Origin of the sequence: Caballeronia sp. LZ028, from assembly GCF_031451415.1 — a bacterium.
GTDB lineage: Bacteria > Pseudomonadota > Gammaproteobacteria > Burkholderiales > Burkholderiaceae > Caballeronia > Caballeronia zhejiangensis.
Window position 1 is genome coordinate 136,315 of record NZ_JARUXN010000003.1, and the last position, 24,942, is coordinate 161,256.

Sequence of the window (24,942 nt, forward strand, 5' to 3'; positions counted from 1 at the left end):
GAGATAACGCATGTCAAACGAATCGAAGTGCCCGTTTACGCATGCCGCCGGCACCGGAACGACCATCCGTGACTGGTGGCCGCGGCAACTGCGGGTAGATCTGCTGAGTCAGCATTCCGACAAGTCGAATCCGCTCGGCTCGGGTTTCGACTATGCCGAAGCATTCAAGAGCCTCGATCTCGCCGCGGTCAAGAAAGATCTCGCGGAGGTCATGACCGATTCGCAGGAATGGTGGCCTGCCGACTTCGGCCACTACGGTCCGCTGTTCATCCGGATGGCGTGGCATAGCGCGGGCACGTATCGCATCGGCGATGGCAGGGGAGGCGGCGGACGCGGCCAGCAACGTTTCGCGCCGCTCAATAGCTGGCCGGACAACGTCAGCCTCGACAAGGCGCGCCGCCTGCTCTGGCCCGTCAAGCAGAAATACGGACAGAATCTTTCATGGGCCGATCTGATCATCCTCGCCGGCAACGTCGCGCTGGAAACGATGGGCTTCAAGACGTTCGGCTTCGCGGGCGGACGCGAAGACACATGGGAGCCGGATCAGGACGTCTACTGGGGCAATGAAAAGACCTGGCTCGGCGGCGATGTCCGCTACGGCAAGGGCGCGGCCGGCAACGATGAAGATCAGGGCGTCATCACCGCCGACGAACAGAAGCACGGCGAAGAAGTCAGCCGCACCGACGGCGGCCGCAATCTGGAGAATCCGCTGGGCGCGGTGCAGATGGGCCTGATCTATGTCAATCCGGAAGGCCCGGACGGCAATCCCGATCCGCTCGCGGCGGCGCATGACATCCGCGAGACTTTCGCCCGCATGGCGATGAACGACGAAGAAACCGTCGCGCTGATCGCCGGCGGCCATACGTTCGGCAAGACGCACGGCGCGGGGCCTTCCGATAACGTCGGTCCGGAGCCGGAATCGGCGGATCTGGAAAACATGGGCCTCGGCTGGAAGAACAGCTACGGCAGCGGGAAGGGCGCGGACACGATCACGAGCGGCCTCGAAGTCACCTGGACCACGACGCCGACGAAGTGGGGCCAGGGATTCTGGGAGAACCTTTTCGGTTACGAGTGGGAACTGACGAAGAGTCCCGCGGGCGCGAATCAGTGGATCGCGAAGGATTCGACGGAAACCATCCCGCACGCGCACGACCCGTCGAAGAAGATCAGGCCGACGATGCTGACGACGGACCTGTCGCTGCGCTTCGATCCGGAATACGCGAAGATTTCCAAGCGCTTCTGGGAGAATCCAGACCAGTTCGCCGACGCCTTCGCCCGCGCGTGGTTCAAGCTGACGCATCGCGACATGGGTCCGAAGGCTCGCTATCTCGGGCCGGAAGTGCCGGAGGAAGAACTGCTGTGGCAAGACCCGATTCCGGCGGTGGATCATCCGCTCGTCGGTGATCAGGATGTCGCGGGGCTCAAGCAGAAGGTGCTGGCGTCGGGGTTGTCGATTACCGATCTGGTGTCGGCGGCGTGGGCATCGGCATCGACGTTCCGGGGCTCCGACAAGCGCGGCGGCGCGAACGGTGCGCGCATTCGTCTCGCTCCGCAGAAGGACTGGGAGGCGAACAGGCCTGAACAGCTCGGCAAGGTCTTGTCGACGCTCGAAGGCATCCAGAAAGAATTCAACGGCGCGCAAGTGGGCGGCAAGAAGATCTCGATGGCCGATCTGATCGTGCTGGCGGGCAACGCGGCGATCGAGAAGGCGGCGGAGAAGGCGGGCCACACGGTCACGGTGCCGTTCACGCCGGGCCGCATGGACGCGTCGCAGGACAAGACAGACGTGCTCTCGGTCTCGGCGCTCGAACCGGTCGCCGATGGCTTCCGCAACTTCGTCAAGTCGAACGTGCGCGTGCCCGTCGAGACGCTTTTGATCGACAAGGCGCAATTGCTGACGCTGACCGCGCCGGAGATGACAGCGCTCATCGGCGGTTTGCGCGCGCTCAACGTGACCGCCGCAGACAACGCGCACGGCGTCTTCACCGACAAGCCCGAAACGTTGACGAACGACTTCTTCGTCAACCTGCTCGACATGAATACGGAGTGGTTGCCGATGTCGTCGCGCCGCGATGTGTTCGAAGGGCGCGATCGCAAGTCGGGGCAGCGCAAGTGGACCGCCAGCCGCGTCGATCTGATCTTCGGCTCGCATTCGGTGCTGCGCGCGCTCGCCGAAGTCTATGCGAGCAGCGATGCGAAGGAGAAGTTCGTCAGCGACTTCGTCGCGGCGTGGACGAAGGTGATGAACCTCGACCGCTTCGATCTGAAGAAGTAAGCGGCCAGGCTCGTAGAAGCTGCAGGCAACGCGGCGGTCCTTCGGGGCCGCCGTTTCTTCTTGCAACGCGCTTCAATGCGCGACGCGCGCGGGCCGCTGCTTGAAGAGAAATCCGCACACGACGATGAACATCGCGAGCGCGATCGACGCGCCGTAGCGGCTCATCGCGAGACCGCCGTTCGCGACCGGCTTGTCGAGAAAATCGCCGACTACGGCGCCGAGCGGCCGCGTCAGGATGAACGCGCTCCAGAACAGCAGGGTGCGCGAAACGTTCGTGAACCGATACGCGAGCACGATCAGCAACAGCGCGCCGCCGAAGATCGTCGCGGCGCCCGTGTAGCCGAAGCCCGCGGTGTCGGCGGTCCAGTCGCCGAGCGCGGTGCCGAGGGTCTGCGAGAACATGATCGTGACCCAGTAGAAGGCTTCCGCTTTCGGCGATGCGATCGTCGATACCGAGACCGATCCCATCGCACGATGCCACACCGCGAGCGATGCGATCAGCAACGCAAGCAAGATCGCGCTTCCGCCTGCATAGCCGATGCCGACCGAGCGGTCCGCGAAGTCGGCGAGCGTGGTGCCGACGGTCGTCGTCGCGATGATCGTGATCCAGTAGAGCGCGGGCTGGAATCGCTCCGCCTTGACTTGCGCAATCACCGCGACGACGAACACGGCCGCGAAGATGAACGTGCTCACCAGATAGCCGAGGTTCATCGACATCGAGAGTGCGTCGCCGCCGGTTTCGCCGAGCGTCGTCGCCGCTATCTTGATGATCCAGAACGCCAGGGTCAGTTCGGGGACCTTGGCGAGTGCATTTTCTGTTCGCTCCATGTCGTCTCTCATGCGAGGAAAGACTCGAGCGTAGGGGTAGGGGCTTAGGAGAGGCTTAGTACGAGCACCATTTCGCCCCTTCGCGTATCGTCGACCTTCCGACCCGTTCATCCACAAGGAGCCACGCCATGCCCCGCACTGACGCCGAGAAACGCGCCGCTTTTCGCGCGCTGCACGAATCCGGCTGCTTCATGTTGCCGAATCCCTGGGACGTCGGTTCCGCCCGCTATCTCGCGACGCTCGGCTTCAAGGCGCTCGCGACGACGAGCTCGGGCTTCGCATGGTCCAAAGGTCATGCGGACAATCACATGCAGCGCGACGCCGTGCTCGCTCATCTGCGCGTAATCGTCGAGGCGACGGATTTGCCCGTGAACGCCGACTTCGAAAGCGGCTTCGGCGCGACGCCCGACGAAGTGGCTCAAAGCGTGATGCTCGCGGTGGAGGCGGGCGTCGCGGGCTTGTCGATCGAGGATTCGACCGGCGACGCATCCGCGCCGCTCTTTGCGCTCGATGTCGCCGTGGCGCGCATGAAGGCGGCGCGGCGCGCGATCGACGCAAGCGGCGGCGACACCTTGCTCGTCGGCCGCGCGGAAAACTTCTTCGCGGGCAAGCCCGATATCGACGATGCCATCGCGCGTCTCAAGGCGTATTCCGATGCCGGCGCCGATTGCCTCTACGCGCCCGGCATCAAGACGCGCGAGCAGATCGAAGCTGTCGTGAAGGCGGTCGCGCCGAAGCCGGTGAATCTGCTGATCGGCGGCGTGTCCGAGTTCACGCTGAGCGACGTCGCCGCGCTCGGCGTGCGGCGCGTGAGCGTCGGCGGAGGGCTTGCGCGCGTCGCGTGGGGCGGGTTCATGCGCGCGGCGCAAGGACTTGTCGATGGCCGCTTCGACGGGTTCAAGGACGCCGCGGCGGGCAACGATCTCAACGCGATTTTCGACGCGCGCGCGTAACGTACCCGGCTACTTCTTGCGCTTCGCCATGTAGCCGAGATACGCGATGACCGCATCGAGATCGCTATCGCTGATCGCGTTCTTGTCGAAGCCGGGCATCTTCATGTCGGCCCACGCGCGAATCGACTTCGGATCGCGGATGTACCCCTTCAGCGCCCACGGCTGAAAATATTCGGTCGGATTATGCGGACGATTCAGGTCCGGGCCGACCGACGCATCGCCCGCGCCGTTCAGCTTGTGGCAGACCATGCATTGCGTCGTGAAGACGGTCATGCCGCGACGTATCGGCGAATTGGCGGGCACGCTCTTGTCGACGGCGATCTGCGGGAAGCGCGCGGCGAGCGTCGGCGCAATGCGAATCGCGTCGACCTTGAACGGCCACTGCTCGCTCGTGACGCCCGACGCGGCCGGATCGATCCACACGACATAGAACGGACCGACATCGCCGCTGCCCGGCACCTGTGGCCAAGGGTCGTCCGCCGGCTCGATCGCGAGCCACGGTTCGGCGCGCTTCTTCGCATCGCCGAACAGCAGCTTCGCGGAAAAGTGCGTGACGAATCCGTCGGTGGCCGTGACCTGAAGCTCCTTGCCCGCGGGCAGTTCCGTGATGCCGAGCAGCGCGCGCAAGGGCACGGCGCGATACGTCATGCTGCGATGAAACGTGACGTCGTTCGGCACGCGGATGATCGCGGCATCCGGGCGCGCGAGCAATTGATCGGCCGTGAGCGAGCGCTCGCCGCCGACGTTGATCGTGAGCGATGCGGCCATCGATGACGCGCAGGCGAGCATCAGGCTCGCGAGCGCCAGGGCGCGTTTGAACATCATCGTCGCGGTCCTCCTTTGCGTGCGGTGATGATACTGCCTCACGCCGTTTGCCACGATGCGTGGCATGCGGAGTGCTAAGGGAAAGAGGGCGCGATGATAGACTTGAAAGTCTCGCGGCGCTGGCCATCGGCGCTGCCCGAACGTCACGAAAACAGAAACGAATGAAAGCCAAACGATTCTCGATGATCCGCGATTTCCATCTGGCCGACTGGTTCACGCTGGGCAACGCGGTGTGCGGCACGGGCGCGCTTTTCTCGTCGATGTCCTATCTCGACGACTCCGATGTGCTGCATATCTATCTCGCTTGCGCGCTCGTGTTCGCGGCGCTCGTGTTCGACGTGCTCGACGGCCGCATCGCGCGCTGGCGTCAGAAGGCGTCGCTCTTGGGCAAGGAGCTGGACTCGCTGGCCGATGTGATCTCGTTCGGCGTCGCGCCGGCGATCATCGGCTATGGGTTCGGCATGCGCGGCCTCTACGACCGCGTGATCCTGGCCTATTTCGTCGCGTGCGGCGTGTCGCGGCTCGCGCGCTACAACGTCACGACCGAAGAGATGTCGGGCGCAAGCGGCAAGGTCACGCACTTCGAAGGCACGCCCATTCCCACATCGTTTCTCATCGTGCTGCTGCTGACCATCGGCGCGTGGTCCGGCGCGATCGGCGAAAGCATGTGGCTCGGCACGGTGCGTCTCGGCGGCTTCACGCTGCATCCGCTCGTGCTGATCTACGCGATCTCCGGCTCGCTGATGATCAGCCGCATCCGCATTCCCAAGCCGTGAGGATCAAGCACTGGCCGAAGCCGCGTGATGCCGCCCGATCAGCAGAAAGTGCGCGAGCGCGATGAGCGGAAAGCACGTCGCGACGCTCGCGACGAGCGTCCAGCCGCCGTGCTCGTAAAGCTGGCTCGCGAACGCCGAGCCGAATGCGCCGCCTATGAAAATGCTCGTCATGTAAACGGCGTTCAGCCGGTTGCGGCTCGCGGCGTGTAGCGCGTAGATTTCGCGCTGGCCGAGCACCATGTTCATCTGCACGGCGAAATCGAGCACGATGCCCGTCACGACAAGCGCGCCCACGCCCCACGCGGGATGAATCACCACGGGAAGATACGCGATCGCCGCGAGAATCAGCGCGATGAAGGTCGCGCGCACGGTGTGGCCCGCATCGGCGAGACGCCCGGCGATCGGCGCGGATGTCGCCCCGGTCGCGCCGATCAGCGCGAAGATGCCGATGGCCGTCTGCGAAAGCCCGTAATGACGCGTCAGTTCGATCGGAATGCCGGTCCAGAAGAGACTGAACGATGCGAACATCAGCCCTTGATAAAGCGAGCGATGACGCAGCACCGGCATCGTTCGCACGAGATGCCCGAGCGAGCCGATGAGCTGAAAATACGTCGCCTGATGATCTGGCTTGCGGCTCGGAATCGTGAACGCGAGCACGCTCGTGATGCCGATCATCAACACGGCGGCCGCGCCGAACATCGCGCGCCAGCCGAAGTGGCCCGCGACGAGACTCGATATCGGCCGCGACAGCAGAATGCCGAGCAACAACCCGCTCATGATCGTGCCGACCACTTTGCCGCGCGATTCGTCCGGCGCGAGATGCGCGGCGAGCGGAATCAGAATCTGCACCGCCACCGACGAAAAGCCGATCACGAGCGAGATCAGGAGAAACCAGCCGGGCGTGTGCGTGAACGTGGCGGCCGTGAGACTCGCGATCGAAACGAGCGCGGTCGCGATCATCAACTTGCGGTTTTCGAGCAGATCGCCGAGCGGCACGATGAAGAACAGTCCGAGCGCATAGCCGATCTGCGTGAGCGACACGATCAGGCTCGCCGTGCCGCCCGCCATGTGCAGATCGGGCGCGATGAGTTCGATGATCGGCTGCGCGTAATACAGATTCGCGACGATCGCGCCGCAGCAGAAGGCGAAGAGCGCAATGAGGCCGCGCGTGAGTTCGACGTGCTTGCCGCCGTCGCGTGTGGTCGAAGCTGAAGCCGGCATGTAAACAGACCCTGAGGGAGCAGAACGGGACTATACGTTGTCGGCGCATTTCCCGCAGCAAGGGCTCACGCCGTTTCATCAGATGAAAGCGTGCGCTTCGGACCTATACCTTCATGTTATTTCGCGGCACGAGGCGCGTGCGTAAGATGGCTTCCAATCAGGCGTGGATCAGTTCATTGCGCGCCGAAACAGGACAACGCCCTTGCAATCGCCTTCCAGAGTTTCCGTGATCGACGATGACGAATCCGTCCGCGTCGCCTCTTCCAGTCTGCTGCGCTCGCTCGGCTGGGAGGTCAGCCTGTACGCGTCGGCGGAGACGTTTCTCGACGCAGATCCGCTCGACGGCCTCGCGTGCATCATCACCGATCTCAACATGCCCGGCATGTCCGGCCTGCAACTTCAGCAACGTCTGCACGAGCTGAATCTGAACGTGCCGGTCATGTTCATCACCGCGTTCGCATCCGATGCCGCGCGCCGTCAGGCGCTCGACGGCGGCGCGGTGTGCTTTCTCAGCAAGCCCGTCGATGGAACCGCCGTCGCCGATTGCCTCGAACGCATTCGGCAAGGATTTTTGAAGGATTAGAATGCTTCGCGTAATCTGGCGCGGGCCCGGACCTTTCCAACGAACGCCGATGATTGATTGATGGAGACATTCCAGAGCGCGCCGCGCGCGGTGCGTCACGATACGCGCATCGTGTCGATGCTCGCGGCGGCCATCGCGCTCGCCGTGTTTCTGATCGACGCGCTCACGCCGCTCGATATCGCCATCGCGGTGCTGTATGTCGTCGTCGTGCTGCTGATCGCATCGACGGGCAATCGCACCGCGACGGTCGCGACCGCGTGGGGCTGCGTCATCCTCACGCTCGTCGGCTTCATTCTTTCGCACGACGAGAACGTCTCGGGCGGCGCGCTCGCACGCTGCGCGGTGAGCCTGCTCGCAATCGGCACGACCGCCGTTCTCTCGCTGCGCATTCAGGCCACGACGATGCAGCGCAAGCGCATGGAAGCCGAGTTGCAGCGTCAGCGCGATGCATTGAAGCGCAGCGAAGCGTTCCTGCTCGATGCGCAGCGGCTTTCGCTTACCGGCAGCATCGCGACGCGTCTGCCCGCCGGCACGATGTGGTGGTCCGACGAGGCGTATCGCATCTTCGATTATCCGCGCGACATGACGCCTTCCATCGATGCAATTCTCGCGCGCTCGCATCCCGACGACATCGCGATCGTGCGCGGCGCGCATGAAGCGGCGCTGTCCAGCGTGCGCGATATCGATGTCGAGCATCGGCTGCTGCTGCCGGATGGAACCGTGAAGCACGTTCATTACGTGGCGCATCGTGCATCGAGCGAAAACGACGGCGGCGAATACGTCGGCGCGCTGATGGACGTCACCGAAACCAAGCTCGCGCAGGAAGCGCTCGCGCGCTCGACCGCCGAACTCGCGCATGTGACGCGCGTGACGATGCTGGGCGAGCTGGCCGCGTCGATCGCGCACGAAGTCACGCAGCCGATGGCCGCGATCGTCACGAGCGGCGGCGCCGCCTTGCGCTGGCTCAATCGCGCGCAACCGGATATCGCGGAGGCGCAGCAATCGATCGCGCAGATGGTCCGCGACGCCAAGCGCGCGAGCGAAGTCATCGCACGCATTCGCGCGATGGCGAGAAAGCGCGACAGCCAGCCCGCGACGCTCGAAGTCACCGAGATCGTCGGCGAGACGATCGAGCTCGTGCGGCGCGAACTCGCGCGTCATCGCGTGGATGTGCGCGCCGATCTCGCGACGCCGTCGCCGACGGTGCGTTGCGACCGCGTGCAGTTGCAGCAGGTGCTCATCAATCTGATGATGAACGCGGCGCAGGCGATGTCTGCCGTGAACGGGCCGCGTGTGTTGCGTGTGGCGACGCGCGAGAGCGACAGCGATCCCGGTTACGCGCAGATCGTCGTGCAGGATTCGGGCACGGGCATCAGCGACGAGAACGCGCGGCGTCTGTTCGATGCGTTCTTCACGACGAAGGCCGAAGGCATGGGCATGGGCTTGTCGATCTGCCGTTCGATCATCGAGGCGCACGGCGGCAGGATATGGGCGGAATCGCCCGATGAAGGCGGCGCGCGTCTGCTTTTCGTGCTGCCCGAAAACGAGAGAAGAGACGATGAGCAATGACAAGCACGCCGCGATGGTCTACGTGGTCGACGACGACGAATCGATGCGCGATGCGCTGCGCATGCTGCTGCGTTCGGTCGGACTGAACGTGACGACGTTCGCGTCCGCGCACGAGTTCCTTGCGCACGACATGCCCGAAGTGCCGAGCTGTTTGATCCTCGACGTTCGGCTGAAAGGGCAGAGCGGTCTCGCCGTGCAGGAGCAGATGGCCGCGAGCCAGCTCGGCTTGCCGATCGTCTTCATGACGGCGCACGGCGACATAGCGATGACGGTGAAAGCGATGAAAGCGGGTGCGAAGGATTTTCTCGCGAAGCCGTTCCGCGATCAGGACATGCTCGATGCCGTCGCGCAGGCGCTCGAAGCCGATGAAGAACGGCGCGCGGCGAGCCGCTCGGTCGCGGACTTGCGGCGCGCGTATGAGTCGCTGACGCCGCGTGAGCGCGAGGTGATGGCGTTCGTCGTGTCGGGTCTGATGAACAAGCAGATCGCAGCGGAGATGAATCTGAGCGAGATCACGGTGAAGATTCATCGCGGCCAGGCGATGAAGAAAATGGCCGCGCGTTCGCTGGCCGACCTGGTGCTAAAAGCCGAAGCGCTCGGCGTGAAGATGCCGCAAGGCGCATCGACGCCGCCGCGCGCCTAGCGGTCTTGCATCATCGAGGGCGCGGTTTCTTCGCTCAACGCGATGCGTTCGAGCGGCAACTGCGTGTCGTAACCGGCGCGATCGAGCGCGCTCCAGTCGTGCGGCGCGCTCAGCGAATACCACGTTCCGAACGCCAGAACGGCGGCGCAAGCGGATAACAGCCTGCGTGTCGATGTATCGCCCATGATGCGCTCCCGATGCGTGACCATGACGTCAGCTTAGAGAAGCGCATGCGCGCGCGCCATTCTACGAACGGCTCGGCGTGCTTATACGAACGTTTGATGCAAGCAAGGCAGGTCTTCGCCATTTCGAAATCGATCGATATATCGGCGCCCGGATCGCGCGTAATCTCCCGTCGTAGTTTTAAGTCTGCCCCCGTTCAGCCGCCGTTGCGTTAGCCCGGCGGCTTTTTTTCGTATGTACGTCCGCTATCCGCAATACGGCGATGCGCCTTGCTCGGCAAACCATCGGCTTTCATGACGCAAGTCGAACGTTTCGTCCTTCCCGGTTCGTTTCAAAGTCGTTCTATATCGAGCCGAAATCCCGGTCGATATTGTTCATCCGGATCGTTATCCATATTCAGTACGGTTGAGCTAAGCAGATTTCGGGGAGATGAAACGATGGCGAAAGACATTCGAGTCGCAATAGTCGACGATCATCCGATCGTCCTGTGCGGCCTCAATAAAGCATTACTTGAAGCGGGATTCAACGTACGTGGCGTGGAAAGCAGCGCCGACGGTTTGATGAACGTCCTTGAAAATGAAGCGTGCGATGTGGTCGTGGCCGATTATTCGATGCCGGATGCTTCCTCGTTGGACGGCTGGCAATTTCTGACCGCCTTGTCGAGCAAATACCCGAAGTTGCCCGTCGTCGTTTTCAGCGAATTCGACGATCCATTTCTCGTGGGAAGTCTCGCGCAACGCGGCGTCGCTGGCGTGGTCAGCAAGCGCGAAAACATGTCTGAAATGCTTGTCGCGATCCATACGCTCTTCGCTGGCGGGCGCTATTTGTCTCCCGTCGCGCAATCGGCAGTAGAGCGCTTCAATGTGTCGCCGGAGTTGAGCCGCTTCACCGCGCTCACGCGTCGGCAAATGGAGATCGCGGGCTTGATGCTATGTGGTCTTTCTGTATGCGAAACGGCGCGCCTGCTCGATCGCCGAATGAATACGATCAGCTCTCAGCGTGCGGCGGCTTGCAAGCGACTGGGGTTTTCCCGGGAATCCGAGATGTATCGCTTCGCGGCGAGTCACGGATTGTCGTTGGAGCGTTCGCAAATCGGCGTCGAATTCGACGCGATCCGGGGGTAAATGTCATGACTGGCAATCGCGAGAAGCTGAAGGTCGTTATCGCGGATGATCATCCACTCGTCGCATTTGGTCTCCACAAGGCATTGGATGAGGCCGGCTGCGATGTGGTCGGCACGACGCACGACGTCTCCGATCTGATGGATTTACTGGCACACCGCGAATGCGATATTTTGATCGCCGACTATTCGATGCCGGGCAGAGGATCGCCAGACGGATGGCGATTCCTTTCCATTGTTTCGCGCGAATTTCCCGATCTGCGGATTCTTGTCTATACCGAATTTCATGAGCCGTTTCTCGTTGGATCGCTCGAGCAACGCGGTGTGGCAGGGATCGTGAGCAAATCCGACGAGATGTCCGAGGTGTTGACTGCGGTGCGCGAGCTCGAGCGCGGCGCGTCATATCTGTCGCCGACCGCGCGCGCGGCTTTGTATCAGTACCGGAGTAATCCGGAGCTACAGCGCTTCGGGATGCTGACGGCGCGCCAGATGGAGATCGCCGGGCTCATGCTGTGCGGCATTTCAGGCCGCGAGATAGCGAGTTTGATGCAACGTCGCAAGAGCGCGATCAGCTCGCAGAGTATCAAAGTACGCAGCTTGCTGGGCTTCGACCGGCTTTCGGAGCTGCATCGCTTCGCATCGAACCTTGGATTGAAGCTGGACCGGTTCGGTCCGGGCGACCTTTCCCACGCAGCCTGATTCGGGCGGCGTGCCGATGCCCGGTCTATCCAGACCGGGCGCACGCGTTTCGGCGTCGCGTACAGAAACGGCGCGTTTCTCCCACGATCCCTTATCGGTGTACCGGGCTGGATGGCGCGCATCGAGGTGCGCGCGCCGCTAACTGCCGGCTGTCTCGAAGTTCACGCTTTGTCGATTGGGGAACATTCTGAATTCCATCGACGCTTGGCCCGCCGGGCCTTTGATCCACGGTACCCGCTCGGGCAGCCGTGAGGGCATTCGAATTTCTTCTATATGGCGACGCGGCGTCGATCAATAGCATTCGATCCGTGGAGTTGGTCTGCTTTCTGGCACCGGTTCCTGAGTGTGAAAAAGGTGCGCGACTGCGCGTGCGTCGAGCTGAGCGAATTCCTGTCACACGTTGCGCCGTACCGGATATCCGGGACGGCTAAATCTCATTTACTAGGTTTATTTTCGGATGAACAAGAATCGGTTTCGTCGTGTTTTCAGTAAGCGTCATGGCATGCTGGTCGCCGTTGCGGAAGACGTAACAAGCCAGGGCAAGGCGCCCGGCGAAGGCAACGCCTCCTCCTCCTCTTCTCCTCAAAGCGCGAAAATGGGCGTCATCGCAACGATGACGGCTTTCGCGCTCGCGATGTTCGCATCGACCCCTGCGACGAGCTTCGCGCAGGCACTGCCGACCGGCGGTCAAGTCACCGCAGGTCAGGCTTCGATCTCGCAGAATTCCAACACGATGACCATCAATCAGGGCACGCAACGTGCCGTGATCGACTGGAACTCGTTCAACGTCGGCCAGGGCAACACGGTCCAGTTCAATCAGCCGAACGCACAAGCGCAGGCGCTGAACCGCGTGACGGGCGCGGGCGCTTCCAACATTCAAGGTTCGCTCTTGGCCAACGGTCAGGTGCTGATCCAGAACGCCAACGGCGTGCTGTTCGGCAAGGGCGCGGTGGTGAACGTCGGTTCGCTGCTGGCGACGACCAAGTCGATCGACGCGAACCAGTTCATGTCGGGCGGTCCGCTGAAGCTGTCGAGCACGGGCAAGAACGCGAGCGTGGTCAACGACGGCACGATCAACGCGCAAGGCTATGTCACGCTGATGGGCGATCAGGTGCGCAACACCGGCTCCATCGATGCGGGCAAGAACGGTCAGGTCGCGCTCGCCGCGGGCGACAGCGCGACGGTTGCGCTCGCCAACGGCCAGGGCATCCAGTTGACGCTGAACAACGCGACGGCCAACGCGCTCGTCGAGAACAGCGGCACGATCAAGGCGGACAACGGTTCGGTCCTGCTGACCGCGCGCGGCAGCAACACGCTCTTGAACAGCGTGGTGAACATGTCTGGCGTGGTGAAGGCGGGCACGGTGGTGGCCGATGCGGGCAACACGGGCGACGTGACGGTGTCGGGCAAGATCGATGCATCGAACATGAGCGCGGGCGGTCAGGGCGGCACGGTGGTGCTCTCGGGCAACCGCGTGGGCGTGTTCGGCAACGCGAGCATCGACGCGAGCGGCGACAAGTCGGGCGGCAAGGTCATCATCGGTGGTGACAGCCTGAGCAAGCTCTCGGGCACGCAAGCACAAGGCATGTTGCAAGACGGCGTGCAGTTCGCGGACTTCACGCAAGTCGATAGCGGCGCGACGATCAAGGCGGACGCGGCGCATGGCGATGGCGGTTTCATCGAGACGTCGGGCCATAGCCTGAGCGTGCAGGGCAACCTGAGCGCGGCGGCGCCGAACGGCAAGGGTGGCGAGTGGCTGATCGATCCGACGGACGTGACCATCAGCACGAACCCGGATGCGAACTACACGGGCGGCATGAGCGGCTTCACGCCGAGCGGCAACGCGGCGACGGTGAACAACCAGTCGATCAGCAATGTGTTGAGCGGCGGCACGAACGTGACGATCACGACGGCGAGCTCGGGCACGGCCACGGGCAACATCGTGCAGCAGGCGGGCGCGGATATCGTCAAGACGAGCGGCACGGACGCGACGCTGACGATGCTGGCCAATGGCAGCATTCAGCTCAACGGCAATATCACGTCCACGGCGAACAAGCTGAATCTGAACCTGACCGCTGATATGAGCGGGAACCACAATGGTTCGGTGACGGTTCAGGGTGCGAATACGAATCTGAATGGCGGCACGCTCAGCGCCTCTGGCAATACCGTGAATGGCAACGGTCTGGCGGGCGCCAATGCGGTGTATCTCGCGGGCAATATCACAAACGTAGGTGGTGGTTCGCTGCCGGTCGCCGCGGGACATCAGCTTCAGTTCGGCGTCTTCTCCGATCTTGCGTATGGCCGCGTGAATCACTCGCCGTGGACGAACTGGGAGCAAAGCTACGTGAACGTGCCGGGCGTGCAGAACACACGCACGCTCGCAGGCTACGGCGTGAGCGTCGACTGGCTGACGCCGTGGGGCGCGACCGCGTCGGTCGCGGTCTCCAAGGCTTATGGATTTTCGCAGACCTCGTGGGTCGATCCCGGCAAGAAGCCGGCGCAGGTCTGGCTCTCGGTTTCCTGGAATCACTAACGTTCATTTCCGCGCGTCGTCGCTGCTTCGGCAAACGCATCGCACCCTATCAGGATGAAGGAAGACATCATGCAATTCAGCATCAACAAGTTCGAATATCTTTGCTATCGCCGTGATCACGGTGCTGCGGGCCGCGAGCTTCTCAAGCTGCTTGCGCTCATCGACGCCAACTACGGCGTGCTGATGGACGTCGACAGCTGGTCGCAATCCGGCGAGGCGCAGGACATCTTGGACGAGCACTTGCTCACGCGCATCACGTCCGCGATCACTTCGCTTCTGAGCGACCCGGCCTTTCGCTTCTCGGAAGAAGGCATTGCGAGGACGCTGGTTTATCAGCGCTGGATCGCGGGACTGTTCGCGGCGAGTTCGTTCCGCAATGCCGATCACATTCTGCGTTCGTTGGGCGTCAACGAAGATGCACGCTATTCCGTGGAACTGCGCAAGTCGGACATCGACAAGTTCCGGCTGTTTTACACGCCCGAATCCGAAGTGCGGCTCGACTGGGACGCGCTGTGGAAGCATGACAAGGTCGCCGCTGCCGGCCTTGCCACGACCATCCTGTCGTCGCGCTTTCTGGGCACGCCGGCGGCGCATCAGAAGCGCGAGCTGATTCTGCGCTGGCTGCCGGAGCGGCTCGATCAGATCGAAAGCGTGGATGCCCTGCCGATGGGCGTGCTGCACGACATGTACATGCATTGCAGTTACGCGGACCTGCCGGGCAAGCACGACATCAAGAAGCCGATCAACACGCTGATCCGCCGCAAGCTCGCGAGCCTCGGCATTCATGATGTCGAGCGCCAGGCGCGGCCCGCTGCAGAAGGACAAAAGCCGGTGTTGCTGGTCGTGCTCGAATGGTTCTCGAAGAATCATTCGATCTATCGCACGCATTCGCAGACCATCGTCGCGATGCGCGACAAGTTCCACATCATCGGCATGGGTTATGACGGGCGTGTGGATGAAGCGGGCCGCGAAGTGTTCCACGAGTTCATCCCGTTGCAGGGCGACTTGTGGCAAAACATGCGCCAGGTTCGCGACGTGAGCGAAGCGCGCGAGGCGCAGGCGATGTACATGCCGAGCGTCGGCATGTTCCCGATCACGATGGGACTCGCATGCCTGCGCGTCGCGCCGCTGCAGTTGATGGCGCTCGGTCATCCGGCCACGACGCATGGTCATGCGATGGATTACGTCGTCGTGGAAGAAGACTACGTCGGCGACGAAGCGTGCTTCAGCGAGAAGCTCCTGAAGCTGCCGCAGGACGGCATGCCGTATCGTCCGCCCGCCGCGATGCTCGAAGTCGAGCTCGAGCCGCGCAAGCGCGCCAAGTCGGACCCGGTGAAGATCGCGGTCGCGGCCACGACGATCAAGCTCAACCCCGGTTTCCTGCAGACATGCGCGGATATCGCGAATGAAGCATCGGTGCCTGTTGAGTTCCATTTTCTGGTGGGCCAGGCGACGGGCATCACGTTCCCGCAAGTGCGCAATCTGGTACGCCGCCTGATGGGCGACAAGGGCGTCGTCCACAAGCATCAGAGCTATGCGAACTACATGAAGGTCATCGCGGATTGCGACATGTTCCTCAATCCGTTCCCGTTCGGCAACACGAACGGCATCGTCGATACGGTGTGGGCGGGTCTCGTCGGCGTATGCAAGACCGGCCGGGAAGTGCATGAGCATATCGATGAAGGTATGTTCCGTCGTCTCGGCTTCCCGCAGTGGATGATCACGAAGACGACCGAAGAGTACAAGGCGGCGGCGTTGCGTCTCATCGACGATTCGAAAGAGCGCAACCAGCTCGCGCGCAAGTTCGCGGGCCGCAAGGCAGTGGAGAAGCTCATTTTCAAAGGCCGTCCGGAGATTCTCGGTGAGCGCATCCGTGCTTTGCTGAAGGAGAAGGCGGATACGCAAGTCGTAGCAGAAGCACTGTGAGGCAATGATGAAAGAGACCAGTAAAGCAAGCCTGCGCCGTTCGCATGATCCGGCCTTCGTGAACCACTATTTCGTCGGTGAGGGCATCGACATCGGACCTGCGGACGATCCGCTTTCCGCTCACGTCGCCATGTTCCCGAAGATGCGCAACGCCGCGTCTTATCCTTCGTCGCAGGGCGATCTCACGAAGATGGAGGGCGTGAAAGAGTCGACACTGGACTTCCTGCATTCCAGCCATAGTCTCGCCGAGCTCGATAATCCTCATAAGGCGTTGTCGCGCTGGCTGGAGCTGCTGAAGCCGGGCGGCCATGCGGTCGTGACCGTGCCGGACGAGGATCTCTACGGTAAGGGCACATGGCCGAGCCGTTTCAATCGCCGCCATAAGTGGAGCTTCACGGTCCACAAATCAGACAAGCGCTTGCCGCGTTCCGTCAACGTGCTGGAACTGATTCAGACGATGTCGCCGGTCGCGCACTGTGAGCGAGTCACGCTCGTGCGCAACGGCTACGACGAGCGCGACGCGAATGAGGACCAGACCGCGAAGGGTCTTGCGGAATGCGCGATCGAGATCGTGTTGCGCAAGCGCGCTGTGGCGTCGCCGCGTGAACTGGCGCAAGCCGCGTCGCGTGCGCGCAGCGTGCACGAAGGTGTCGCTGCTTGCAGGGAAGCGCTGCGCACGTATCCGTATCACTTCGACCTTTATCGATACGTGTTGCTGGAACTGCTGCGCTGGGACGCATTGGAAGAAGTCGACTCGATGTGGGAGGAATGCGTGAAGCGCCTGCCTGGGGAACATCACCCGCGCCTTTATCACGTGCTGCACGAGATCGCACGCGGACGGCTGCAGAAGGGCTTTCGCATGCGCGAGGAATTGATGGCACGCTTCGGCTGGAAGCGCCGCACGACCGTCGAGCCGCCGCGTCATGTAACGGAGTGGAGCGGCCAGTCGCTTGAGGGGAAAGCGATTGCGATCTGGAGCGAGTTCGGCCTCGGTGACGAAATCTTCTTCCTGCGTTTCGCGAGATTCTTCCGCGAGCAGTGCGGGGCAAAACGCGTCATCGTCATGTGTCAGCCGCCGCTCGTCGAGCTTTACGAGGCGTCGGGCGAGGCGGACGAAGTCGTGAGCACCGAATCGGCCGCGAATCTTCCGGACATCGATTACTGGGTGTATCCGCACGCGATTCCGGCTCATTTGACGCTCGATCTCGAAGCGTTGCCAAAAGCAGTGCCGTATCTTCGTGCGCCGTCCGCTGTGCCTTCGAAGCTGCCGATCGTCGCGCCGAACAAGCTGAAAGTGGGATTGGTGTTCAAGGGCAATCCCACGCATGAGAACGATCGCGCGCGCTCCTTGCCCTCGCTTGCCGTGCTCGACGATCTGCTCAGGATTCCGGACATCGAGTTCTTCAGCCTGCAGAAGGGCGCCGGAGCCGACGAAGCCGCCGACTACGCGCAGAAGCACGCGAACTTCCACGATGTAGGCGCGCAAGTCACGACGATGGCGGAGACGGCGAAAGCCATCGAGTCACTCGACGTCGTGCTCACGGTGGATACGTCGGTGGCGCACGTCGCCGGTGCGATGGGCAAGCGCGTGTGGATGATGCTGCCGTTCTACGGCGACTGGCGCTGGCACTACACCCGCGAGGACAGTCCCTGGTATCCGACGATGCGTCTCTTCCGCAAGCGTCACGGTTGCGACTGGTCGGAAGTGGTCGCGCGCATCGCCGGGCATCTGAAGATGCTAAGGGCCGATACCACGTGCGTCTGAGAAATTCATAAGACATCCTCAAGACGCGAGTCTGCGGGATGTCTTGCATGCTGTGCCCAATCACCGAAGACTCCGCGATAGACCCTCTCGCGCTTCGGTGTTTTCGTCTTCGGAGATGACGAAAAAAACGATCTCCCTACATAAGTTCGCAGATCGAAGCAAGACCATTCCCGGATGAATCGTGCGGATATTTTGACCATATCGGGCTTTCGATATTTTTCTATATCGAGCGGAGAGCCCGTCGGCTAAATTCGACCATCGTTGTGGCAGGGCGCAAGTCACGAGCGATGGGCACTCGCTCTGCCTGCGTGCTGGCCTGAGTAAGCACTGTCTTCCTTCGGATCCTGTATGAGCCGGGGTCGACCGTCGTGCCCTTTGCACTGAATATCGCCATGTCAATTCTCGAATTTCTGAGCCGAAAATTTCGGCATTACTGCGCAATGGCCGGGCGCGCGTCGTCGATTCTCACGTCGGTTTATTTCGGCTTGTCGTTCCTGCTTCTGGCAGCGCTAGGGGTATCGAGTTGGAATTTGATCGTGCCGATTGCTTTGGTATTCAGCCTTTCGATGATCATCTTTGCTTGCATGCTGCTATCCGAAAGCCGTAAGTACGAACGTGAGGCCAGGCCGCCGGTGACATCGATTCCGCTCGACCAACTCGCGAGTTCGCTTCGTGGAAGCAATGAGCATGAGCAGCGCGGGTCAGGATGCACAAACGTCCGCGCTGCAGACAAAGTGCGTGCGGGACGTGAAGCCGGTGTCGCCGGGAAGATTCGTTTCGCCGGGCGAAACGCACTTCTGACACCGCCGATGTTTCTCCCGGATTGAGCACGTCCTAAAATCCGATAGGCTTCCTTTGCGGGATAGCTCAGGCCCGCCCGACATTCGTGAGTTGCTTTTACATCAATAAATGAGCCGTACGTTTCGGGTTTGGACTCGAAGAGCGGCAACTCAAAAAACGGTTGTTATATGAACGCACGAGGGGACAAGATTCGGATGGTTTTGGCGGACGATCATCCGATCGTGCTGTTGGCTGTAGCCGACCAATTCTCGAAAATTCCGGGTTTTACGATCGCCGCCATGGCTCATTCCGGCGCCGAGTTGCTTCGCGTACTCGAAAAGGAGCCCGTCGACCTTATCATCACCGATCTCGTGATGCAGGGAGAAGACGAGACGGACATAGACGGCTTGCGGCTGATCAGCAAGCTCAAGCGGTCCTTTCCGAACATACCCGTCATTGTGCTGACCATGATGACGAGCGGTGGCATCTACCACGAATTGTGCAAGCTGGGCGTCGCTGCGATCATGAGCAAGGAGGAGCCCGCCAGCGAGCTCAGCCAGGTCACGCTTCGTGCATTGAGCACGAAAGAGACGATCATTTCGCCTAAGATTCAACACCGTCTGGCGCGCGATGGATCGACCCTGCAGGACCTCGCGCGCGAGCAGCCGCTTTCGCCCCGCGAACTGGAAGTGGTGCGCCTCTTCGCACAGGGCCTTTCGGTGACTGAAATCGCGCGCACGCTGAACCGATCCGTGCCGACCGTCGCCACGCAGAAGCGATCGGCCATGCGCAAGCTGCATGTGGAGAACCACGTCGATCTCGTCAAATACGCGGCCAGAGCAGGACTAGCCTGATGGAGCATGTTTTCGCCGCATCGCGAGATTCTCCTCTGCAGATGCTGCGAATGCTCGAGGACAATCTCAAACGCGAGCGACGCATTTTCGCGGTCGCCATCGGCTTGCTGATTTTCTCTTCGATGTGTGCCGCTTTCGCGGCCATCGTTTTTCTGGTCAATAGTACGCTCAGGACCGAGCTTGCCGACGTCCAGTCCGTCATGCGCGGCGTGAATATCGGTATCTTCAGTCGTTACAACATGCTGAAGACAGGCGAGCTACTCCTCGAAGTCACCCCGCAGGACTACCATCCATCGCCCAACGGTCCTCGGGCCGCGCTGCCGTGCGCGCCCTTACCTTCGGACAGCGAAGACGCATCGATGAGCCGGATTTGCAGCGCGGCACTGCGTGCTATTCCCGACGGGAGCTTGCCGTTCTCCCTGCAATTCGCACGGTTCGACGGAAGCGCGTCGTATGGTTTTGAATTTTTCACCAAGCGCGACGCCGATGAGGGACCCGGCACCGAACGATTGCGCTCACTCGTCGATACCGCCAAGGCCACCATGAGTTCTCGCGGCCTCGATCCCGTAAGCGTCGCACGAGAACATAGCGTTCTATGGTTCCGTGCACCGGCCCTGCTGGGTTTCGAGAGTTCGACGATCGTTATGTTCATGGTGGTCGAGAAGAACGATCGACCCGTTGCGTTTGTCTTCACGAAGGTCGATGTCGAGCGTGTGCTGAAATTGGTCCGGCCCGCCGCCCTCAATTCGGAAATAACGATCTTTAGCGACGATGGCACGGTGCTGGCGGGCGATGCATCGGGAGACGCGCGATTCGTCGACAAACATCTCGAGAAGGGGCCGCCTGGCGTATCCCACTGGATCATGGGACACGGATGGGGCGCGCGAATGGAACCGCTTGCGCTCGGCGTCGGCCACATCGTCGTTTCCTTGCCGACGGCGACCAATCTCGCTGTCAAGCGTACGGAAGTGTCGGTTATCGTTCTGGTGGAAGCGGCGCTCTCAACTATGCTCGTGGCGTTATACCGATACTGGAACTACCGCTTCCTGACGCGTACCTATGAGCAGGCTTGCCGCGCGGTGGAAGGCGAGATTCTAAATCATCTGCAGGTGCAGGTGACGCCGGTCGGTTTGTGCATTGCGCTGCGTAGCGATTTCAGCGCCATTGCCGCGAATCAGGTCGCGCGTAACCTGCTCGACCTCGATGCCAGCGCGATGCATCTGCCCGCCGCGCTATGTGTGGCCTTCCATCAACACGGCATGACCTTGCCCGCAAAAGGCGACGCCGCCGTGATCTGGCAATTCGAATGCACGCTGGAGAAAGCGGACCAGTCGTCGCGTCACCTGAAGATTTCCTACACGTCGGCGGTCGTCAACAAGACCGATGTGCTGTTCTGCGCCATTGCCGACATCACGGAGCATCACGAAGCCGAACGCCTGCTGCGCGAAGCGAAGGAAACCAGCGACGCCGCCGCCAAGGCCAAGCTGAATTTCTTCGCTTCGATGAGCCACGAGATCAGAACGCCGCTGTCGTCGCTCGTCGGCAATCTCGAACTCGTCGCCAGGGGCCCGCTGGCGGCGGAACAGGAAGCCCGCGTCGGTGCGATGCAGGCGTCGGCGGGCGCGCTGCTGCAGGTCGTCAACGATGTTCTCGATTTCTCGAAGATGGACGTCGGAGAAATGCGTCTCAGCGAAGAGCCGGCGTCGATACGCGACATCGTCATGCGCGTGATGGTCGGTCATTCGCCCATCGCGAATCGCCAGGGCTTGCGTTTGTTCGTCGTGATCGACCGCGAGTGCCCGTCACGCTTATGGCTCGATCCGATTCGCGTCGCGCAGATACTCAACAACCTCCTTGGCAACGCGCTCAAGTTCACGTATTCGGGCAAGGTCGTCGTGCGTGCGCGCTGGGTCGACGGCGCGCTCGCACTGAGTGTGGCCGATTCGGGCATTGGCATTCCGGAAGCGCAGCGTCAGATGCTCTTTCAGCCGTTTGTCCAGGGCGACGCGCACCGGCTGACTCAAGCGCGCGGCACCGGGCTCGGGCTCTCGATCTGCGAGCATCTGTGCCGGCTGATGAAAGGGCGCATCGCGCTTGAAAGCACGGAGGGCGTCGGCACGCGCATCACCGTCACGCTGCCGTTGCAAGTGGCTGAGTCGTCGCCGGACGAAGTCGATGCCTTGCTCGTCGGCCGGCCCGCCATCCTGTATCGGGCGAACGAGCATCGCGAGTGGTTCGACGCACTCTTCGATGCAGAGCGCAGTTCGATCACGTACATCACGAACGAGGGCGCGGCGGCGAACGTGGAGGGTTGCGACTATCTCATCGCGACCGACGAAATCTCGGATGACGAGATCGATGCGCGATGGACAGATCGCGCGCGCGTCATCCGCGTGACGCAAGACGGCCCGCTCGTGCCGGTGGCGAGAGAGAACGGCGAAATAGCCGTCAGCATCTTCGCGGCCAAGGAGTTCCGGGAAGCGGTGCAGATTGTCAGAGACGGGAGGCATCACGCGATCTCCGCGTCGCCCATTCGGTCGGCGCCTCTGCAACCCGCTTCGGCGAATCCCGGCGCGACAGTGCTGATCGCCGAGGACAATCGCCTCAACCGAGGTTTGTTGCGCGACCAGTTGCTGACGCTCGGCGCATCCGTGATCGAAGCAGCCGACGGCGAGGAAGCGCTCGATCTGCTGCGCAAGAACCGCGTGGACCTCGTGCTGACCGACATGGACATGCCGAAGATGAACGGCGCGCAACTCCTGGCGGCCGCGCGTGCCCTCGATCCGTCGATGCGTGTCTATGCGGTGAGCGCGAGTGCGAGCGCGACCGATGTTCAACGTGGTCGCGACGCCGGTTTCACCGACTATCTGACAAAGCCGGTTGCGCTCTCCGTGCTCGCTGACGTGTTGCGCACGTTAGCCGTCGATGAAGGAAACGCATCGGCCGATGATGCGTCGCCGCCACGATTGCCGACGGTGCCGGCGCCGTATGTCGCCGCCTTCGTCCAGCAGATCGGCGAAGACATCGCCGCGCTCGACGCGATCTGCTCGCAGCGCGACGCGCCGGCGCTGCGCCGCTGGGCGCACAAGCTGTCGGGCGGGCTGTCGGTGCTCGGCCCGTCCATGCTCTTCGATCAGTGCGAGGAATTGCGCGCGACGCTTAGAGAGGCGGGCAACTGGGTCGAGGACGTCGAGACATACGTCTCGCTGATTCGCTCGGACCTTCTCGAACTGCGCGACCTGCATCGCGACACGATCCACGGTTAGGCCGACGCGCTGACCCATCCCGGATTGCAAACGTTCGGCCCGCAAAAACTGACGAACGGCCGTCAAGTTCGACCGTCAGCGGCCGTTTACACGCATATGAAAAGGCGCCGCCTACCTGGCGAGTGACCTTCCCAGAGCGCCTGGCTCGCCGCGACGCGTCGCGCGGCACCCCGAGGCGGCGACGGCAACCCCGACAACCGCTCGATGTCTCCCGCATGCGTCAGATTTACTCAAAGATGCGCCTCGCCAGTCTGGCCGTGGCGTCGCTCGTTTCGTTCTCGTCGTCCGCTTTCGCCGACGATCCGCCCGCCGTGCCGCTCACCGGCGGCAAGCTGCTGCTGACGGGCGGCGTCTCGGAAGTCGAAGGCGCGGCGGGCGGCGGCCTCACGCCGTGGGCCGTCATCGGCGGATACGGCACCGCGCGCCAACTCGGCGCGAACGCGTACGGCACCTACATCCGCACGCAGGATTACGCGCTCGGCACGTGGGGCCTGACCGTCGGCGTCGCGAATCGCGTCGAGCTGTCGCTCGCGCGTCAAAGTTTCGATACGCGCGATGTCGGCGCGAAACTCGGCCTCGGCGAGAACTTCAAGTTCAATCAGAACATCTTCGGCGTGAAGGTGCGGCTGCTCGGCGACGCGGTGCTCGATCAGGACACGTGGATACCGCAAATCGCCGCGGGGCTGCAGTTCAAGCACAACGAACAGGGCGATATCGTGAAAGCGGTCGGCGCGGCGAGCAATTCCGGCACCGATTTCTATCTGTCCGCGACGAAGCTGCTGCTCGCGCAAAGCCTCCTCTTGAACGGCACGCTGCGCTTCACGAAGGCGAACCAGTTCGGCCTGCTCGGGTTCGGCGGCGACAAGTCGAACGCGTATCACCCGGAATTCGAGTCGTCGGTGGCGTATCTGCTGACGAAGAACGTCGCGATCGGCGGGGAATATCGGATGAAGCCGAACAATCTCTCGTTCGCGCGCGAGCAGGACGCGTACGACGCGTTCGTCGCGTGGGCGCCGAACAAGCACGTCTCGCTGACGGCGGCGTATGTCGCGCTCGGCGACATCGCGACGGTGAAGAATCAGCGCGGCCTCTACGTTTCGATGCAGGCGGGGTTCTGACGATGAAAATCCGCCACGCCGCAATGCTGGCTCTCGCGCTCGCCTGCGCGAACGCGCACGCCGACGACGCGCTCTACGAACAGTTCGGCGAGCGAGCAGGGCTGACGAAGATCGTCGACGACATGTACGACAACGTGCTCGCCGATCCGCGCACCGCGCCGTATTTCGACAACGCGCCCGTCAAGCGCATCAAGCAGAAGCTCGTCGAGCAGATCTGCGTGCTGCTCGACGGCCCGTGCGTCTACACCGGCCGCCCGATGCGCCGCACGCACGAAGGACAGAACATCGACCGGGCCGCGTTCAACGCGCTCGTCGAAGACTTGCAGGCCGCGATGGACAAGAACGGCGTGCCGTTCCACGCGCAAAACAAACTCCTGGCGAAGCTCGCGCCGATGTACCGCGACGTGCAAGACCGCGAATGAACATGCTCAAATTTTTCATCACGCTGCTGGCGTTCGGCGCGACGATCGCCCACGCCGGGAGCGTGCGCGTGCAAGTGGTCGATCAGGCCGGCGCGCCCGTGCCCGACGCCATCGTCTATGCGCTGCCCGTCAACGGCAAGCCGCCCGCGACGAAGCCCACCAGCGCGGTCATCGATCAGATCAAGCGGCGCTTCGTGCCGATGGTCTCCGTCGTGCAGACGGGCGCGTCGGTGGCGTTCCCGAACAAGGACAACATCGAGCACGACGTCTATTCGTTCTCGCCGCCCAAGCGCTTCGAGCTGAATCTGTATCACGGCATTCCCGCGAATCCGGTCGTGTTCGACAAGCCCGGCCTCGTCGTGATGGGCTGCAACATCCACGATTCGATGGTCGCGTATCTGCTGATCGTCGATACGCCGTGGTTCGCGAAGACCGACGCGCACGGCGCCGCGACCATCGACAATCTGCCCGCCGATGCGTACAAGGTGATCGCGTGGCATTTCCGCCAGAGCGATCCGAACGCGCAGCCGACGCAGAAGGTCAACGCGGACGGCGCGGCGAAATTCGTGCTGCAACTGCGCCCCGCCGAATAGGACGCCCGTC

At 62.3% G+C, this 24,942-nt stretch carries 21 protein-coding genes and 1 pseudogene; 18 read left to right on the forward strand and 4 right to left on the reverse strand.

Annotated features, from left to right (window positions below):
• The first annotated feature begins 10 nt into the window (after positions 1–10).
• A complete protein-coding gene (gene katG / locus QCE58_RS18220) occupies positions 11–2,275 on the forward strand; it encodes a catalase/peroxidase HPI (RefSeq protein ID WP_250458056.1) in 2,265 nt (754 codons plus the stop codon).
• Between the two features lie 72 nt (positions 2,276–2,347).
• Here katG and QCE58_RS18225 read toward each other — a convergent pair whose 3' ends face one another.
• The gene (locus QCE58_RS18225; protein ID WP_250522164.1) at positions 2,348–3,103 is read right to left on the reverse strand and encodes a hypothetical protein; all 756 of its coding nucleotides are present in this window, start codon (positions 3,101–3,103) and stop codon (positions 2,348–2,350) included.
• 128 nt (positions 3,104–3,231) lie between these two features.
• On the opposite strand from QCE58_RS18225, the gene QCE58_RS18230 reads away from it, so the two are divergent.
• The gene (locus QCE58_RS18230) at positions 3,232–4,056 is read left to right on the forward strand and encodes an oxaloacetate decarboxylase (RefSeq protein WP_250522165.1); all 825 of its coding nucleotides are present in this window, start codon (positions 3,232–3,234) and stop codon (positions 4,054–4,056) included.
• A 9-nt stretch (positions 4,057–4,065) separates the two neighbouring features.
• On the opposite strand, the gene QCE58_RS18235 is transcribed toward QCE58_RS18230, so the two are convergent.
• The gene (locus tag QCE58_RS18235) at positions 4,066–4,881 is read right to left on the reverse strand and encodes a cytochrome c (protein ID WP_008347363.1); all 816 of its coding nucleotides are present in this window, start codon (positions 4,879–4,881) and stop codon (positions 4,066–4,068) included.
• 161 nt (positions 4,882–5,042) lie between these two features.
• Here QCE58_RS18235 and pssA point away from each other — a divergent pair, with 161 nt between their 5' ends.
• Complete coding sequence (gene pssA / locus QCE58_RS18240) at positions 5,043–5,657, forward strand: CDP-diacylglycerol--serine O-phosphatidyltransferase (protein WP_033535860.1); 615 nt, start codon at positions 5,043–5,045, stop codon at positions 5,655–5,657.
• 3 nt (positions 5,658–5,660) lie between these two features.
• On the opposite strand, the gene QCE58_RS18245 is transcribed toward pssA, so the two are convergent.
• Entirely contained in the window at positions 5,661–6,878 is a 1,218-nt protein-coding gene (locus QCE58_RS18245; protein WP_034472203.1) for an MFS transporter, read from the reverse strand.
• 202 nt (positions 6,879–7,080) lie between these two features.
• Between QCE58_RS18245 and QCE58_RS18250 the strand changes: the two genes are divergently transcribed.
• Genes QCE58_RS18250 through QCE58_RS18260 form a run of 3 tightly spaced genes read left to right on the forward strand, consistent with a single transcriptional unit; the run spans position 7,081 to position 9,673 of the window.
• The gene (locus tag QCE58_RS18250; RefSeq protein ID WP_033535859.1) at positions 7,081–7,461 is read left to right on the forward strand and encodes a response regulator transcription factor; all 381 of its coding nucleotides are present in this window, start codon (positions 7,081–7,083) and stop codon (positions 7,459–7,461) included.
• A 60-nt stretch (positions 7,462–7,521) separates the two neighbouring features.
• Positions 7,522–9,030, forward strand: a complete 1,509-nt coding sequence (locus QCE58_RS18255; RefSeq protein WP_008347370.1) for a sensor histidine kinase — start codon at positions 7,522–7,524, stop codon at positions 9,028–9,030.
• Positions 9,020–9,673: a response regulator transcription factor gene (locus tag QCE58_RS18260; RefSeq protein ID WP_008347372.1), complete on the forward strand. Its 654-nt coding sequence runs from the start codon at positions 9,020–9,022 to the stop codon at positions 9,671–9,673. The genes QCE58_RS18255 and QCE58_RS18260 overlap by 11 nt, the downstream gene beginning before the upstream one ends.
• On the opposite strand, the gene QCE58_RS18265 is transcribed toward QCE58_RS18260, so the two are convergent.
• Complete coding sequence (locus QCE58_RS18265) at positions 9,670–9,858, reverse strand: hypothetical protein (RefSeq protein ID WP_008347374.1); 189 nt, start codon at positions 9,856–9,858, stop codon at positions 9,670–9,672. The genes QCE58_RS18260 and QCE58_RS18265 overlap by 4 nt on opposite strands.
• Before the next feature lie 435 nt (positions 9,859–10,293).
• On the opposite strand from QCE58_RS18265, the gene QCE58_RS18270 reads away from it, so the two are divergent.
• The 12 genes and pseudogenes from QCE58_RS18270 to QCE58_RS18320 all read left to right on the forward strand — a co-directional run bounded on the left by QCE58_RS18270 (position 10,294) and on the right by QCE58_RS18320 (position 24,932).
• Positions 10,294–10,980 carry a response regulator transcription factor gene (locus QCE58_RS18270; protein WP_008347376.1) on the forward strand — a complete coding sequence of 229 codons (687 nt, stop codon included), beginning with the start codon at positions 10,294–10,296 and terminating at the stop codon, positions 10,978–10,980.
• 5 nt (positions 10,981–10,985) lie between these two features.
• Complete coding sequence (locus QCE58_RS18275; protein ID WP_250458050.1) at positions 10,986–11,675, forward strand: response regulator transcription factor; 690 nt, start codon at positions 10,986–10,988, stop codon at positions 11,673–11,675.
• Between the two features lie 457 nt (positions 11,676–12,132).
• Positions 12,133–12,240: pseudogene (locus QCE58_RS34120) on the forward strand (ESPR-type extended signal peptide-containing protein); the annotation flags it as partial.
• Positions 12,241–12,270: 30 nt separating this feature from the next.
• Positions 12,271–14,208, forward strand: a complete 1,938-nt coding sequence (locus QCE58_RS18280; protein ID WP_250522166.1) for a filamentous hemagglutinin N-terminal domain-containing protein — start codon at positions 12,271–12,273, stop codon at positions 14,206–14,208.
• Positions 14,209–14,277: 69 nt separating this feature from the next.
• Positions 14,278–16,134: a peptide transporter gene (locus QCE58_RS18285; protein WP_250522167.1), complete on the forward strand. Its 1,857-nt coding sequence runs from the start codon at positions 14,278–14,280 to the stop codon at positions 16,132–16,134.
• Positions 16,135–16,192: 58 nt separating this feature from the next.
• On the forward strand, positions 16,193–17,899 hold the full coding sequence (locus tag QCE58_RS18290; protein ID WP_309780005.1) for a methyltransferase domain-containing protein: 1,707 nt from the start codon (positions 16,193–16,195) through the stop codon (positions 17,897–17,899).
• A gap of 392 nt (positions 17,900–18,291) precedes the next feature.
• Positions 18,292–18,726, forward strand: a complete 435-nt coding sequence (locus QCE58_RS18295) for a hypothetical protein (protein WP_175982002.1) — start codon at positions 18,292–18,294, stop codon at positions 18,724–18,726.
• A 141-nt stretch (positions 18,727–18,867) separates the two neighbouring features.
• Positions 18,868–19,533: a response regulator transcription factor gene (locus tag QCE58_RS18300; RefSeq protein ID WP_033535857.1), complete on the forward strand. Its 666-nt coding sequence runs from the start codon at positions 18,868–18,870 to the stop codon at positions 19,531–19,533.
• A 50-nt stretch (positions 19,534–19,583) separates the two neighbouring features.
• Positions 19,584–22,799, forward strand: coding sequence for a hybrid sensor histidine kinase/response regulator (locus QCE58_RS18305; RefSeq protein WP_250522169.1), 3,216 nt, complete (start codon positions 19,584–19,586; stop codon positions 22,797–22,799).
• 215 nt (positions 22,800–23,014) lie between these two features.
• Positions 23,015–23,917, forward strand: a complete 903-nt coding sequence (locus QCE58_RS18310) for a DUF3034 family protein (RefSeq protein ID WP_250522170.1) — start codon at positions 23,015–23,017, stop codon at positions 23,915–23,917.
• A 2-nt stretch (positions 23,918–23,919) separates the two neighbouring features.
• Positions 23,920–24,339 carry a group 1 truncated hemoglobin gene (locus QCE58_RS18315; RefSeq protein WP_250522171.1) on the forward strand — a complete coding sequence of 140 codons (420 nt, stop codon included), beginning with the start codon at positions 23,920–23,922 and terminating at the stop codon, positions 24,337–24,339.
• Complete coding sequence (locus QCE58_RS18320; protein ID WP_250522172.1) at positions 24,336–24,932, forward strand: methylamine utilization protein; 597 nt, start codon at positions 24,336–24,338, stop codon at positions 24,930–24,932. Before QCE58_RS18315 ends, QCE58_RS18320 begins: the two co-directional genes overlap by 4 nt.
• The last annotated feature ends 10 nt before the right edge of the window (positions 24,933–24,942 follow it).